The organism is Gilliamella sp. B3023 (genome assembly GCF_026536845.1).
Classification (GTDB): Bacteria; Pseudomonadota; Gammaproteobacteria; order Enterobacterales; family Orbaceae; genus Gilliamella; species Gilliamella apicola_E.
In genome coordinates this window covers 78,359-93,584 of record NZ_JAFNNH010000007.1, presented here as the reverse complement: position 1 = coordinate 93,584, position 15,226 = coordinate 78,359, and the positions used below count along the sequence as shown (strand labels likewise).

18 protein-coding genes and 1 riboswitch are annotated in these 15,226 nt (G+C 33.2%); of the genes, 10 read left to right on the top strand and 8 right to left on the bottom strand.

Annotated features, from left to right (window positions below):
* Nucleotides 1–62: 62 nt before the first annotated feature.
* The 5 genes from dapF to uvrD all read left to right on the top strand — a co-directional run bounded on the left by dapF (nt 63) and on the right by uvrD (nt 5,727).
* Nucleotides 63–887, top strand: a complete 825-nt coding sequence (gene dapF, locus J3U16_RS06070) for a diaminopimelate epimerase (protein ID WP_065563132.1) — start codon at nt 63–65, stop codon at nt 885–887.
* Between the two features lie 48 nt (nt 888–935).
* Nucleotides 936–1,670 carry a DUF484 family protein gene (locus J3U16_RS06065; RefSeq protein WP_065733837.1) on the top strand — a complete coding sequence of 245 codons (735 nt, stop codon included), beginning with the start codon at nt 936–938 and terminating at the stop codon, nt 1,668–1,670.
* A 9-nt stretch (nt 1,671–1,679) separates the two neighbouring features.
* Nucleotides 1,680–2,603: a tyrosine recombinase XerC gene (gene xerC / locus J3U16_RS06060; protein WP_065563130.1), complete on the top strand. Its 924-nt coding sequence runs from the start codon at nt 1,680–1,682 to the stop codon at nt 2,601–2,603.
* Nucleotides 2,603–3,316 (top strand): 5-amino-6-(5-phospho-D-ribitylamino)uracil phosphatase YigB, encoded by a 714-nt coding sequence (gene yigB / locus J3U16_RS06055; protein ID WP_267330632.1) that lies wholly within the window; start codon nt 2,603–2,605, stop codon nt 3,314–3,316. Before xerC ends, yigB begins: the two co-directional genes overlap by 1 nt.
* A gap of 182 nt (nt 3,317–3,498) precedes the next feature.
* The gene (uvrD, locus tag J3U16_RS06050) at nt 3,499–5,727 is read left to right on the top strand and encodes a DNA helicase II (protein WP_267330631.1); all 2,229 of its coding nucleotides are present in this window, start codon (nt 3,499–3,501) and stop codon (nt 5,725–5,727) included.
* 63 nt (nt 5,728–5,790) lie between these two features.
* On the opposite strand, the gene cyaY is transcribed toward uvrD, so the two are convergent.
* From cyaY to J3U16_RS06020, 6 genes are all read right to left on the bottom strand, one after another.
* The gene (gene cyaY / locus J3U16_RS06045) at nt 5,791–6,099 is read right to left on the bottom strand and encodes an iron donor protein CyaY (protein ID WP_065733841.1); all 309 of its coding nucleotides are present in this window, start codon (nt 6,097–6,099) and stop codon (nt 5,791–5,793) included.
* Nucleotides 6,100–6,190: 91 nt separating this feature from the next.
* Nucleotides 6,191–6,709: a surface-adhesin E family protein gene (locus tag J3U16_RS06040; RefSeq protein ID WP_065733842.1), complete on the bottom strand. Its 519-nt coding sequence runs from the start codon at nt 6,707–6,709 to the stop codon at nt 6,191–6,193.
* The gene (locus J3U16_RS06035; protein WP_267330630.1) at nt 6,710–7,480 is read right to left on the bottom strand and encodes a hypothetical protein; all 771 of its coding nucleotides are present in this window, start codon (nt 7,478–7,480) and stop codon (nt 6,710–6,712) included. It abuts the gene before it with no gap.
* A 79-nt stretch (nt 7,481–7,559) separates the two neighbouring features.
* The gene (locus tag J3U16_RS06030; protein WP_267330629.1) at nt 7,560–8,174 is read right to left on the bottom strand and encodes a thiamine diphosphokinase; all 615 of its coding nucleotides are present in this window, start codon (nt 8,172–8,174) and stop codon (nt 7,560–7,562) included.
* A 21-nt stretch (nt 8,175–8,195) separates the two neighbouring features.
* Nucleotides 8,196–8,651, bottom strand: coding sequence for a ribosomal protein S18-alanine N-acetyltransferase (gene rimI, locus J3U16_RS06025; RefSeq protein WP_267330628.1), 456 nt, complete (start codon nt 8,649–8,651; stop codon nt 8,196–8,198).
* Nucleotides 8,626–9,027 (bottom strand): DNA polymerase III subunit psi, encoded by a 402-nt coding sequence (locus tag J3U16_RS06020; RefSeq protein WP_065733846.1) that lies wholly within the window; start codon nt 9,025–9,027, stop codon nt 8,626–8,628. Before J3U16_RS06020 ends, rimI begins: the two co-directional genes overlap by 26 nt.
* Nucleotides 9,028–9,120: 93 nt before the next feature.
* Between J3U16_RS06020 and rsmC the strand changes: the two genes are divergently transcribed.
* Nucleotides 9,121–10,155, top strand: coding sequence for a 16S rRNA (guanine(1207)-N(2))-methyltransferase RsmC (rsmC, locus tag J3U16_RS06015; protein WP_416379886.1), 1,035 nt, complete (start codon nt 9,121–9,123; stop codon nt 10,153–10,155).
* Between the two features lie 41 nt (nt 10,156–10,196).
* Here rsmC and hemN read toward each other — a convergent pair whose 3' ends face one another.
* On the bottom strand, nt 10,197–11,567 hold the full coding sequence (gene hemN / locus J3U16_RS06010; RefSeq protein WP_370632605.1) for an oxygen-independent coproporphyrinogen III oxidase: 1,371 nt from the start codon (nt 11,565–11,567) through the stop codon (nt 10,197–10,199).
* 240 nt (nt 11,568–11,807) lie between these two features.
* Nucleotides 11,808–12,272 carry a Der GTPase-activating protein YihI gene (yihI, locus tag J3U16_RS06005; RefSeq protein ID WP_065733847.1) on the bottom strand — a complete coding sequence of 155 codons (465 nt, stop codon included), beginning with the start codon at nt 12,270–12,272 and terminating at the stop codon, nt 11,808–11,810.
* Nucleotides 12,273–12,434: 162 nt separating this feature from the next.
* Here yihI and coaA point away from each other — a divergent pair, with 162 nt between their 5' ends.
* The 4 genes from coaA (at nt 12,435) to queC (ending at nt 15,208) form a co-directional block, all read left to right on the top strand.
* Complete coding sequence (coaA, locus tag J3U16_RS06000) at nt 12,435–13,370, top strand: type I pantothenate kinase (protein ID WP_267330625.1); 936 nt, start codon at nt 12,435–12,437, stop codon at nt 13,368–13,370.
* 16 nt (nt 13,371–13,386) lie between these two features.
* A complete protein-coding gene (locus tag J3U16_RS05995) occupies nt 13,387–13,842 on the top strand; it encodes a DUF1090 family protein (RefSeq protein ID WP_065563119.1) in 456 nt (151 codons plus the stop codon).
* 146 nt (nt 13,843–13,988) lie between these two features.
* Nucleotides 13,989–14,033: riboswitch (PreQ1 riboswitch) on the top strand.
* 4 nt (nt 14,034–14,037) lie between these two features.
* Nucleotides 14,038–14,511, top strand: coding sequence for a preQ(1) synthase (gene queF, locus J3U16_RS05990; RefSeq protein ID WP_065563118.1), 474 nt, complete (start codon nt 14,038–14,040; stop codon nt 14,509–14,511).
* A 37-nt stretch (nt 14,512–14,548) separates the two neighbouring features.
* Entirely contained in the window at nt 14,549–15,208 is a 660-nt protein-coding gene (gene queC, locus J3U16_RS05985; RefSeq protein ID WP_267330624.1) for a 7-cyano-7-deazaguanine synthase QueC, read from the top strand.
* Nucleotides 15,209–15,226: the final 18 nt, after the last annotated feature.

The window sequence follows — 15,226 nt, the reverse complement described above, 5'->3', positions numbered from 1 at the left end:
TAAAGCGCTTTATTAATTAAACTTAATTAGAGTAATAGGTAATTAAAAAAAGGTAAGCAAAGATGAACTTTTCTAAAATGCATGGATTAGGTAATGATTTTATGGTTATTGATGCACTAACGCAAAATGTTCATCTTTCGAGCGAATTGATTAAACGCATGTCAGATCGCTATACCGGTATTGGCTTTGATCAGTTACTTGTTGTTGAACCACCTTATTCGCCAGAAAGCGATTTCCACTATCGCATATTTAATGCAGATGGTTCAGAAGTGGAACAATGTGGTAATGGTGCACGTTGTTTTGCTCGTTTTGTTCGTTTGAAAGGGTTGACGAAAAAACGTGTTTTAAAAGTAAGTACTATGAAAGGTAATATTGTATTGACGGTTAATGATGATGAAACCGTACGTGTTAATATGGGAACCCCTATTTTTGAGCCGAGTAAAATTCCTTTCAAAGCCATTAAAGAAGAAAAAACTTATATTATTCGTGCACAAGAACAAACAGTTCTGTGTGGCGTTGCTTCAATGGGTAATCCGCATTGTGTTATTCAGGTTGATGATATATTAACAGCTCAAGTATCAACGCTTGGTCCACTGTTAGAACAACATGAACGTTTTCCTGAGAAAGCAAATATTGGTTTTATGCATATTATCGATCGAAATAATATTAATTTGCGCGTATTTGAACGAGGTGTTGGTGAAACACAGGCTTGTGGTACTGGTGCTTGTGCGGCTGTCGCAGTTGGTATTAATCAAGGACTCTTAAATCCACGAGTAAATGTTAATTTACCTGGTGGCAAATTAATTATCGAATGGAAAGGCAATCAGCAACCTCTTTATATGACTGGACCAGCAACACATGTATATGATGGTTATATTTCAATTTAATAACTGATGTAATTTAGGATTTGATACTGAGTACGATAGAAATAAATTATGGTCATTAAAAAAACACAGACAGTTAAATATAAGCCTCATCGTCGACAAAAAAACTTTGTCAAATTGAATGATGAAATGGTCAGTCAGTATATCATTGATAATCCTGATTTCTTCATTCGTAATGCTGCTCAGATTGAACGAATGCGTGTACCACATCCAGTTCGCGGAATTATTTCGTTACCTGAATGGCACATGGCTAGACAGCGTAATAAAATTAATCAGTTAGAGTCTGAAATTACCATGCTAATGGAGCATGCTAGTGCTAATGAGCTGCTTTTTAATCAGTTAATGAAATTGCAATTCGACTTAATTAAAGCAAAAGATATTGATGAATTAATTGTATCTTTAAAAAATTGGGCTAAAGATTTAGGGCTCAATGGTGCTTATTTATATCTTTTCGATGATAAATGGTTACTTAGTGCGCCATCTAGCTATCATCATTTAGCCTTAAATTCATTACAATTTGATTTTATTCGTGTTCGTCATCTACAGTATAGTCAATTTTATTTAGGTCAATTAAACACAACTGAATTAGATTTTTTATTACCGCAGCATGGTTATGTCGGATCAGTTGCATTATCATTATTTGGTCAATTTGGGGACCTCGGTCTTTTGATGTTTACTAGCCCAGATCCACAACATTATCAAGTTGGGCAAGGAACTTTGTTATTAGAGAAAGTTAGTGAGATATTACCTATTTTGATTGAAAAATGGATTATGCGAAGAAAGTAAGGAACGATGATGGCTAAAACTAATCCAAATTATTCCACTTTATTAGCTGAGCCGGTTGAGCATTTCTTAAACTATCTAAAATCAGAAAAACAACTTAGCCTAAACACACAAGTTAATTATCGCCGTCAACTTTATGCCATTATCGATTTAACCAAGGATCTGGATATTGAAAAATGGCAAGCTATTGATTCGTCAGCCGTACGATTATTGATTAGCAGAAGTCGGCAAACCGGTTTACAAGCAAGAAGTCTCTCCTTACGACTGTCTGCACTGCGAAGTTTTTTCGATTGGATGGTGAAGAATGAAATGATTTCCGTCAATCCTGCTCGAGGTGTAGTTAACCCTAAATTAGGCCAGCATCTTCCTAAAAATATCGATATTGATGAGGTTAATCAATTACTAGATATTGAATATAACGATCCATTATCTGTGCGCGATAGAGCTATGCTCGAAGTTATGTATGGTTCTGGATTACGTCTTTCTGAATTAGTTAACATTAATTGTCGAGAGCTAAATTTAAGGGAAGGGGAAGTCCGGGTAATGGGAAAAGGTAATAAAGAACGGAAATTACCTTTAGGGCGAGAATCTGTAAAATGGATTGAATATTGGTTAACCATGCGAAATGAATTAAAACCGCAGGATGATGCACTATTTATTTCTAAATTGGGGAAACGAATTTCTCCTCGTAATGTGGAGAAACGATTTGCTCAATGGGGTATCAAACAAGGATTAAGTTCACATGTTCACCCACATAAACTACGCCATTCATTTGCAACGCATATGCTTGAATCGAGTGGTGATTTGCGAGCAGTACAAGAATTACTAGGTCATGCTGATTTATCCACTACACAAGTTTATACTCATCTGGATTTTTCACATTTATCGGAAGTTTATGATTCTGCTCATCCACGAGCTAAAAGAGGGAAAAAGTAATGCATTTTTATCGTTCAATTGACTGCATTAAAGCGATCACTTTCGATCTAGATGATACTCTATATGATAATAGTATGATTGTAGATAAAGCTGAAGAGGAAATGATAAAAAATTTACAGAAATATGAACAGTTTCAAAATTTAACATTAGATTTATATTTCCAAGAAAAAAGTTTGGTGCTCTCAATCAATCCGGAAGTTTATCATGATGTGATAGTTTGGCGGATAGATACTATAAAATCTTTATTGAATAGAACCAATATACCCGTATCTCAACATTCTCAGATAATTGATGGTGCGGTAGATTGTTTCAATGTTTGGCGCCATAAGATGGTTGTTCCTCAATCAACACATACTTTATTAACTAAACTAGCAAAAAAATATCCATTAGCTGTAATTACTAATGGTAATGTCGATGTAAATAAAATCGGATTGGGAGACTATTTCCAATTTTCTTTACGCGGTGGACCGGATGGACGTTCAAAACCATTTCCAGAAATTTTTGATTTGGCTGCAAAAAAATTATCCATACCCAATAAATATATATTACATGTCGGCGATAATTTAGAGACTGATGTTAATGGCGCCATTAATAACGGTTATTTATCGTGTTGGATAAATATCTTTGAGCAAGATATTTATCATCTTACTGATGCAAGGTGCCTACCTCATATTGAGATAAGCCGATTGCTAGAATTAGATAATCTGTTATAATTATCACATATGTGTATAAAAAGACAGTACAGTTAGATGTAAATAAGATTTGCATTTACTACCTGTCTTTATTTTTTTAATAGACTCACCAATAAATATTATAAAGAAAATGGCAATTTTAAAAAGATTCAATATATCAATAATTAATAGTGGTTTATGTAATCGGGATGGGTTAACACATAATGGACATTAAGCAATCATTATTAAAAGACCTTAACACAGAACAACAAACCGCAGTAGTTACAGATAATCAATATACTATTGTACTTGCAGGTGCCGGAAGTGGTAAGACACGTGTACTTGTTCATCGAATAGCTTGGCTTTGTGTTGAGAAAAATTATTCATCGGGTTCAATTTTTGCGGTGACTTTTACCAATAAAGCTGCTGCTGAAATGCAGGAAAGAATTGAATCGTTAGTTGGTGAAAGATATTTAAATGGAATGTGGGTTGGTACCTTCCACGGTTTGACTCATCGCTTATTACGCATGTTTCCTCAACAAGCTAACCTTCCAGATAATTTTCAGCTTATTGATACAGAAGATCAGATTCGACTTATCAAGCGAATTTTCCGAGAACTTCAAGTAGATGAAAAGCAATGGTCAGCAAAAGAGTGTGCTAATTATATTTCTGCACAAAAAGAGAAAGGATTACGCGCTAAAGACTTGCTGCCAGAAGATCCAAAACAAGTAATGTGGCAAGTGATCTATCGTGATTATCAAGCAATTTGCGATAAAGTTGGCTACGTTGATTTTTCTGAGTTAATTCTGAGAGCTTATGAATTACTTTGTAGAGATGAGAATGTTTTAGATTATTGCCGTAATCGTTTCTCAAATATTCTCATTGATGAGTTTCAAGATACTAATAAAATTCAATATCGATTCGTACAAAAATTAGCGGGTAATACAGCTAATATCATGATTGTTGGTGATGATGATCAGTCAATTTATAGTTGGCGTGGTGCTAATGCCGATAATCTTCAATTATTTATCAATGATTACCCCGATACTGAAATTGTTCGCTTAGAGCAAAATTATCGATCCACAGGGTTTATTTTAGATTCTGCAAATAAATTGATTGCTAACAATAAAAATCGGTTAGGTAAAAATTTATGGACCGATAGTGGCGATGGTGAAAAAATCTTGCTTTACAGAAGTTTTAATGATGCTGATGAGGCAAGATTTGTTGTTGGTCAAATAAAAAAATTGCATGAGCAAGGTCAAAATTACTCTAGTTGCGCGATTTTGTATCGTAATAATATTCAATCTCGGATTTTTGAAGATACATTAATGCAAAATGGCATACCTTTCCAAATTTATGGCTCGATTAGATTCTATGAAAGGCAAGAGGTTAAATTGTCTCTTGCTTATTTACGTCTATTACATGACCATAACAATGATATGGCATTTGAAGCAACTATAAATACGCCAACTCGTGGTATAGGCCAAGTTACTTTAGATAAAATTAGACATTTTGCTAAGCATAAAGATATGTCGTTATGGGATGCTTGCTTAACGTTAATTGAAAAGAAGGGACTTTCTGATAGACAACTTACAGACATAAATCGATTTATCCATTTAATGCAATCGATTCATGCTGAAGTTTATGACTTACCTTTTTATAAACAATTAGAGAAGATTATTACGTTATCAGGTGTCTTGCGAATGTATGAACAAGAGCCGGGTATTAAAGGTCAGGCAAGGTTAGAAAACCTTGAAGAGCTTGTTTCTGCAGCTGAGCAATTTTACCGTGTCAATCAAAATACCGTGATTGAGGATGCTGAAACAGGTAAACCTTTAACAATTTTAGAATCATTCTTATCGGTTACATCGCTTGAAAGCCGTGATGTGGGTACTGACCAAGATTCTGTTCAACTGATGACGCTACATTCAGCAAAAGGATTGGAATTTGACAATGTCTTTATTGTAGGCTGGGAAGAGGGTATCTTCCCTACCCAACGTTCTATTCAAGAAGTCGATAAAATGGAAGAAGAAAGACGTTTAGCTTATGTTGGTATAACGCGAGCAAGAAAAAACTTAACGCTTTCATTGACAGAACAAAGACGACTCTATGGTCGAGAAGAACGAAATTTACCTTCTCGTTTTTTAGATGAGTTGCCAGTTGAAAACTTAAATGAAACTTATTACCAAGGTAGTTTTTCTTCATTTGGGGGACGATCTGGTTACCAAAATAAAGATGATGAGTTTTATCAAGAACGTAAAAAATCTTATTCTAAGAAGAAAAAGGAAGATGATGGTTATACGTTAGGTAGAAAGGTTAAACATAACCGTTTTGGTGAGGGATCAATTATCAATCTTGATGGTGAAGGTGAGCATAGGCGAGTTCAAATCGCTTTCGTTGATGTTGGTATTAAATGGTTAGTAATAAAATTAGCAAATCTGACATTATTATAAATGCCCTCTACCTAAATAAAATAGGCGCTAAATATTAATTTACCGCCTATTTTTTTATGAAAATTATTCAGCTTGTTCTTCTACGGCTTGGGTAAAAATATCTTCAAATGTTTGATCTGATCGATTACAAATCCATTTGTTGTTAATAAAGTCAAAATGATAACCTTGTTTTCTTGTTGCTAACCAAACTTGAAATAAGGGTTCTTGTGTATTAATGATAATTTTACTGTTATTTGGAAAGCTGATATTAATAACATTACCATTAGTTTCGTAATCTAAATCGATATCATGCTCATCAGCATAATCATCAAGGTATGATTCAATTTGATTAAAAAGTTGATCAGTTAGAGTATGAAATTGAGTAACGTTCATATTGGTGTGATTATATTGAGCAATTAATATAGAAATAGTAGCATAAATAGAGAGACTCCGCCACAGCTAGGTGGCGAGAGCAAATTAAGTGTTACTGGTTGAGAGGTAATGAACAAGCCATTATTAATAATTTATAATTATCGTCATTTTTTTCGGCTCGCATCCAACGGCTTGGAATATTAATATTATTAATTAATTTACCCTCTGCGAAGTTTTTTTCAACAAGATCAAGTTGTCCTTTAGCAATTTCTTTTTTGTCACAATTAGCGTAATAGTTAATGACTATAGTGCGATAGGGTGTTTTCACATTATCTATGTTTTGTACTAATGCAGGAGTATAATTGATCACTTCTTTAAAGACACGAATTCGAGGATTATATGGGTGTGACTTTATCGATTTTTTATCAAGGAATGAATACCCAACCTTATTATCTTCGTCAGTTTTAGAAATAGGTGCAAATTGCTCACCGATTCTAGGATTGCTCAACATTTCCTCAACTTCTTTTGCTTGAGTGGCTTTCTCTTCTTCAGTAAGTTGTGGCTTTTCATCTGTTGCATGGCTTATAGTTGCAAAAGAAAAAAGAATTAAGACTAAGCATAATTTTTTCATTTAAATGTTATCTCCCTCTTTTGAGCTCTTGCCTTCACTTGATTCTTGAGTTGCATTATTTTTCTCTTGTTCTTTTTTTAATTTAGAAGCTTCGATCTTTTCTTGCTGCTCTTTTCTTATTTGATCATCAAATAGCTTTATATCTGGACGATCTTTATAAAGAATATCTTTCTTTAAATCGCCTTGAATAGAACAAAGAACTCGATTTTGGTTGTTGTCTAGGTTTTCTAAATATAGTGATTTCTCAATTGTCCCAAGTTTTGGCACTACACCATCAATTGAATAGAGATTATCTGTCCACTCAGGGGATTTAGCATTACGATCATAAATTTTAGCATTAGCAATATAAACATTTTCATTATAACTTGACCATTTTATATTTTTTAATGCACTAATAATTTCTTCTTGGCTATTATCAAAAATAAAGCCCCAATAATAATATTTTCCAGATAAATTTGTTGGAATATATATGTCTTGGTATCCCGTAATAGTTAACCCACGATATTTAAGTGGTTTTTTAAAAATAACTTTATTTTTATCTTGTTGATAAATGGATTCTACAGGAATGAATGTCACATTATCTTTTGTGGTTAAATCAACGTATTCGCTAAATGTTTTTTTATTTTCAGCTAGATTTTGGAAAAATTGATTATCACATGCAAGAAAAGTATCAACTATCTTATCTGTTACACTTGCTTTATTGTCTTGAGCAAAAGCTATGCAAGAAACGAGCGAAGAACAAGCAATCACAGTAAGTTTTTTGAAAAGCATGGGTTGTTCCTTTAAAAAAGCGATAATAGAATGTAACCATATTGTAAAGCAATGTAAGTTGATGTCAATCTAAACAGTTTTAATTTTGAACAAAAATCAGTAAATCACCAGCATTAAAAGAGATTTCGACAGTGTCATTAATCGCTTTATTACGTAAACTAGTAAAACTACCTAAAGATAGAGTTTGATTATGTAATGGGTATTCAAAACCGGTTATAGTCAACCCTGTAACTTTGGATAGAGGCATTAATGAAATAATATGGTATTTAACATGATGGATAATTTGATGGTTAGTTGCGAAGAAAAAGTGACAATAATCATCATAAAACAGCATTTTAAATTGTTGATGATATTGCATAGCAACCGATAAATTACCTAGAAAGTGGTCACTGGATCGTCCTGATGCACCATATATGGTAAATGATGTGACTCCTTTACTATTTAAAAACAACAACGCTTTTTCAAAGTCAGTTTTAGATTGATCTGGCGTATGAATGATTTGGGTTTTATCGGGAATTGTCATTGTGGAGTTAATGCTATCTAAATCACCGATTATAAAATCTGGTTTAATTGAAGATTTAGATAGATAACTATGATATGCACCGTCAGTACATGCGATATAATTATAATTACCTAAATCGGTAGGTAGATTTTTAGGTGGTTCGCCATTTACAAATAACAGTGCTGTGAACATTATTACTCCCATTAAAACATTTTATAACGCTAAAGTATAAGCCATAATAATTGCATCTTCTTTATTACCATCGGTGGTTGGGTAATAATTTTTTCTAATAGTTATTTGATTGAACCCTATTGAGTGATATAACTCAAGTGCTGGCGCATTTGATTTTCTTACTTCTAACCATATTGTCGAAATTTTATTTGGCATTGCCATTAAATCATCAATCAACTGGTTTAATAATGTTTTTGCTAACCCTTGATTCCGGTATTTAGGATGTATGGCAATATTAAATAAACTTGCTTCATCAGCTACTTGTTGGCAAATACAAAAGCCTACAATTTTATTATCAACGGTTATTTTAAGGTTTAAATAACGTTCTCCTTGATTTGAAAAGAAAGTCTCTTTAGACCAAGGAATAGGGTAGCATAATCGCTCTAACTCATAGGCTTCTGCTAGATCAATTTCATTTAGGATGGAAATCGTTTTCATATTCACATAATTGTAGCCAAAGCTGTCGCTTTTGTTGTGGATCTTTAGCTAGCGAAACTAAATCGCTGGTTTTAATCGTTAATTTATTTTGCCATTGTTCATGGCTTTTTATGTCAATAAACCAAGTTACAACTTTTACTTCATCTGCCGGTATTATTAATTGCGAAGGTGTAAGAAATAAAACTTGCTCTTCAGTTAACTCAATGGCTTTTAAAATATCATAATAAATTTTTTGAGTTGGTTGCTGTTTAGCAATGACGATTAAACGAATTTTATCGTCGATATGTGTAGCAACTTCACCTTGAAAAACGGCAGAATTGCGTAAAACATATTGGGTAATATCACATTGCTTTAGATACCAATCAGTTGCTGTCATTGTCGGATTACTGTTTTTATTAGGGATTAAAGAAAGTTAATTGTATAATCTTCGCTTCAATTTATAAAGGTTTTTCATTGAGGCATTATGGCAATATCCGCATTTACTCCTGCTAGCCAAGTACTTGAACGTCATCAATCCTTTTTTGATGATAAAAATATTCTTATTGCAGGTGATATCCAAGATAATTACCCAGCTGTTATATCAGCTAATTTGGTTAAGATTCACTGCTCGCAGTATCACACATTTTTAAATTTTAAACACTCGAAACGAGCTGAAAGCACCAATTTTTCGCTCTATCCTGACGAGTCTTTTTATAACAATGTTAACACACTCATATATTATTGGCCTAAAACTAAGAGTGAAGCGCAATTTCAGTTATCATTTTTATTAAATAATATGCCTAAAGAGAGTGATATTTTTATTATTGGTGAAAATCGGACTGGTGTAAAAAGTGTTGAAGGGTTATTGGCTGATTTTGGCTCTATACAAAAAATAGATAGTGCAAGGCGATGTGGTCTGTATCATTTTCGTGCTGATAGCCGTTTAGCTTTTGAACTAAAAGAGTGGTGGCTAAGTTATCATTTAACCATTGAAAACCAAGATATCGAAATTAAAAGCTTACCCGGTGTATTTAGCCAAAAAGGATTAGATGCGGGTAGTGAGCTTCTGTTAAATGCATTGATGGAACAGAGTGATATTATTAAAGGTAATATCCTAGATGTAGGCTGTGGCTCAGGCATATTATCAACAGTTTTAGGTAAGTTATATCAAGATATAAGTTTAACATTAACCGATGTCAGCAGTATGGCGTTAGAATCAAGCAAAGCTACGTTAGCTTGTAATAATCTTTCTGCAAATGTTATTGCTAGTGATGTATTTTCAGATATCAACGATAAATTTCACTTAATCATCTCTAATCCACCTTTTCATGATGGTAAAGAGACAAGTTATACTGCAGTAAACAAACTGATTAAAGAGGCTAAAAAACACTTAAAATTAAATGGTTATCTTTGTATTGTGGCAAATTCATTTTTGCCTTATCAATCGATTTTGGATGAAACCTTTAAAAGTGTTGAAATTATTGCCCAAACAACAAAATTTAAAGTCTATTTAGCCAGTCATTAATAAGTAATGATAATCAAATATTCATGCGTGAGTAGAGTGAACTAGATCACGCGTGAAAATTGATGTTGTCGAACCAATCGTCGCATATAAATATCAAAACACATACAAATATTTCGAATAAGCAAATGCCCTTTAGGTTGGACTACGATGCTATCTTTACCAATTAAGACTAAACCATCTTGTTCCAATGGTGCTAATAGTTTTAAATCTTCAGTAAAATAGTCATCAAATTTAATCGCATAAAGTTGTTCAATTTGTTTTTTATCAAGGTAAAAATGGCAAATAAGTTGCTTAATGATGTCTCTTCTTATTTTGTCATCTTGATTTAAGGTAAATCCTTTCCATAAACCATTACCTTGTTGTTTAACTAAAGTTTGATAATTTTTTAGATCTTTATGGTTCTGTGCATAACTATCACCCAACATACTAATAGCTGACACACCAAGACCCAATAAATCTGAATCTCCTTTAGTTGTGTATCCTTGAAAGTTACGATGCAATTTATTTTCTTGTTGAGCAATAGCCAACTCATCGGTTGGTTTGGCAAAATGATCCATACCGATAAATTGATAACCGGCTTGAGTTAATTTTTCTATACTAGTTTGTAAGATCTTTAATTTTTGATTAGCGTTAGGTAAATCATAATCTTTGATTTTACGTTGCGCAGCAAAACGACTAGGTAAATGGGCATAATTAAAAACGCTTAATCTATCGGGTGAAATATCAATAACTTTATTTAAAGTTTCGGTAAAACTTTCAACGGTCTGTTTAGGTAATCCATAAATTAAATCGAGGCTAATTGATCGAAAATTATTTTTTCGTGCTTGAGCAATCAACGAGCGGATTAAATTTTCATCTTGTTCTCGGTTAATTAGATTCTGAATTTCATGATTGAAATCTTGAATTCCCATACTTAACCGATTAAAGCCTAGTTCAGAAAGATGATCGATTGTTTGTGTACTGATTTCTCTGGGGTCTATTTCAATTGATAATTCAGCATCTTGAGTAAAGTTAAAGTGTTGCCTGATTGATGTGATTAATCGTGTCATTTCATCATCAGTCAAAAAAGTAGGAGTGCCTCCGCCCCAATGCATTTGGCTTACAATACGATTTTTGAACAACTCTGACCGTTTAGCAATTTCAATATCTAGTATATCGAGATACTGGGTAACTTTATGGGTTTGCCGGGTAATAAGTTTATTACAACCGCAAAAGTAACAAAGTTTATGGCAAAACGGAATGTGCACATATAGTGATAATGAACGTTCAGGATAACGTGTGGCAGCTGAAAGAAAGTTTTGTTCAGTGAACTGCTCATTAAATTCAAGCGCAGTTGGATATGAAGTATATCTTGGGCCGGAATAGTTATACTTTTCTATTAACGCTTGGTCCCATAGCTGAGATTGAATCATATTGTGTTTATTTAATCCTGCTTTTGACATTGTTGTTTCCATCACATTTTGCTTTACTACGCTTTTTAATTTGCGCTTTAATTTTAATACGATTGATTTTTTTCAAATACAATAATGTGCAGATAAATAATCCCAAATATAAACCGAGCATAATAAATATTGGCATGGTTAATGACTCTTTATTGACATTATTTGGAAAATGAAATTATAAATTTCTAGTTCATATTAAATAAATCTAACTTAATTACGTTTAAGTAAGCTGACAATATCTTCTTTAGGCTCTTCTAACTCGTCATCAAAATCATTATCTTCATAACCTAATTGTTTCATCAGTTGATCAATGCGATCTAGTTTATTATCAAGATAAGATTGTTGTTCATTAGTCAATGTTTTGCCTTGCTCAACTAAATCAAGTAAATGGTCAAGTTTAGTATCATTTTCAAGCTGGTCTAGTTCTTGTTCTGGTGTTAATTTGACCTTTTTAGGTTGATTAACTTTTATAATTGGATCATCCGTTTGCACTAATGAAATTGGTTTTTTACTACCAATTCGCGGATCTTTAATGATATTTGACGTTTTTTTATTGTTTTGTTTGCCGTTAAAACGAGAACCACTAGGTAAACCTTTATGTTTACGTTTGCGCTTAAGTTCTCGAGACTCTTCATTAATCTCTTGACGGGTTTTTTTCGATTTATTTTTTAACATACAATCTCAATTTAATATCTGGTTATAAATTTACTTAAACATATTTTACCAGCAAGTCATTAATATAGCTATGAGCAGAAGTTAATGCGAATTTATGATTGTAAAAAAATAGATTTAGTATAATCTGAGCCAAATAATTTTTAAATATTGAGCAAATAAAACATGAAAAATCATTTGAGCCCTTATATGCAATTTACCCGACAAGAGTGGGCTGGCTTGCGTAATGCGGTACCGATGACTTTAACTGCTGAAGAATTAACCTCGTTACAAGGAATTAATGAAGATTTGTCTATGGATGAAGTAAGTGAAATTTACTTGCCTTTATCTCGATTACTCAATTATTATATAAGCAATAGTTTTAGCCGTCAGGCAGTCTTATCAAAGTTCCTAGGTAAAAGTCAGAAAATACCTTATGTTATCGGTATTGCTGGTAGTGTTGCTGTTGGTAAAAGCACCACAGCTCGTGTCTTACAAGCATTATTAACTCGTTGGCCGGAACATCGCAAAGTTGCGTTAGTAACAACCGATGGCTTTTTATATCCCAATCGTTATCTTGAAGAACGTGGTATCATGAATAAGAAAGGATTTCCTCAATCTTATGATATCAGAAAGTTAATTAATTTTGTTGCTGATGTAAAGTCAGGTCAGTCAGAAGTTAAAGCACCCGTTTATTCTCATTTGGTTTACGATATTGTTGAAGACGAACAGATTACTATCGACAGTCCAGATATTTTAATTCTTGAAGGATTAAATGTTTTACAAGGCACCATAAATTATACACAGGCTAACAATCGGGTGTTTGTTTCCGATTATGTAGACTTTTCAATATATGTCGATGCACAATTACCCTTATTACACGATTGGTATGTGAATCGATTTTTAAAATTTAGAGCTGGGGCATTTAGTGATCCTAACTCTTACTTTAACCACTATTCTAAGCTTCCCGAGGAAGAGGCTGTGAATATTGCTAACCGCCTTTGGCGAGAAATTAATGAATTGAATTTGATCGAAAATATCCTGCCAACACGGGAACGAGCAAGTTTGATTTTAACCAAAGGTAAAGATCATAAAGTAGATTGTGTTCAATTAAGAAAATAAACTTAGGGGAATCAATATGAAATCAGCAATTAGGTTATTAAGTAAGTTAAGCATTATCACTTTAGTTACTGCATTTTCTGTAAACAGTTATGCAACAAATAATGATGAATACCAAGGGTTAAATTGTGACGGAAAAAAACAAGCAATCCAAACTAAAATAGATCAAGCTAAGAATGCCAATAATGCTAATGAAGTTGCAGGTCTTGAAAAAGCACTTCAAGAAGTTAATACCAATTGTAAAGATGAAACATTAGAAGAAAAATATAAAAGATTAGTGGTTGAAAAAACTAAAGATGTTACTGATAAAACTAAAGAATTAGCAGAAAAGACTAAAGAATATGCAAAAGACAAACTCAATGCAAATCAAGATAAAATTGATGCATTAAAAGCTAAATTAAATGATGCTGAAAAAGAGTTATCTGATGCTAAAGATAAACTTGCTGATTATTACAAACAAATGACTAGCAAATAGAGTAAAGTTAAACGCAAAAAAGTGCCTTCCTCAACTTTTTTGTTAGATAAGCACCATTAATCGAGCGTTAATGGTGCTTTTTTATTGATAAAAGATAATGTGCTTAAACTAGACTTTTCTGCCTAAAAAGAGTAAGGTGTGCGCCTTATTACGTGGTTCGTGAACCTCCCACGCTAAAAAACTAAGGAAAATTTAATGAGCAACATTACACTACTTGGCGACCAATCTGTTCGCTATCCAACTGACTATTGTCCAAATATTTTAGAAACCTTTGATAATAAACACCCCGGTAATGATTATTTTGTTAAATTTAATTGCCCGGAATTTACCAGCCTTTGTCCTATCACTGGTCAACCTGATTTTGCGACGATTTATATTTCGTATGTCCCCAATATAAAGATGGTGGAAAGTAAATCGCTCAAACTCTATTTATTTAGCTTTCGTAATCATGGTGATTATCATGAAGATTGCATTAATATCATTATGAAAGATCTGATTAAATTAATGGATCCTAAATATATTGAGGTTTGGGGGAAATTTACACCACGTGGTGGTATCTCTATCGACCCTTATGCTAATTACGGTAAACCTGGTACTAACTGGGAACAAATTGCGCTTAATCGTTTAGCTAATCACGATCTTTATCCTGAAAAAGTCGATAATCGTTAATTTTTTTCGTACACAAATTATATCGGAACCGTTAAAAATGCAAAATCGTAAAGCACTAGTGATATTTTCTGGTGGGCAAGATTCTACTACCTGTTTACTGCAAGCCATTGCTGATTATGGGCGTGAAAACGTTGAAACAATCAGCTTTCAATATGGTCAACGACATGCCATTGAGCTTGAAAAAGCCAAATGGATTGCTGACGATCTTGGTGTAAAGCAAACCGTCATTGACACTTCAGTGATTAAACAAACGACTAATAATGCCTTGATTGATGACTCGCAAGAGATTAAATCAGCTCAAGAAGGGAATTATCCGAATACCTTTGTTGACGGGCGTAATATGCTATTTTTATTGTTAGCCGGGTGTTATGCCAAACAGCACAGTATTAAAGATATCATTATTGGCGTATGTGAAACCGATTTCAGTGGTTATCCGGATTGTCGAGATATCTTTATTAAATCCATGAATGTTTCGATGAATTTAGCCTTGGATTACACGTTTAACATCATCACCCCATTAATGTATCTGACTAAAGCGCAAACATGGGAAATGGCTGATAAACTTGGTTATCTTGATTATATTCGGCTACACACTCACACTTGTTATTATGGGGTAGAGGGGGGATGTGGTAAATGTCCTAGTTGCGACTTACGTGAAAAAGGGTTAAATCAGTATCTAACCCATAGCTCTAAATAGTATTATTTAAAGGGGAAA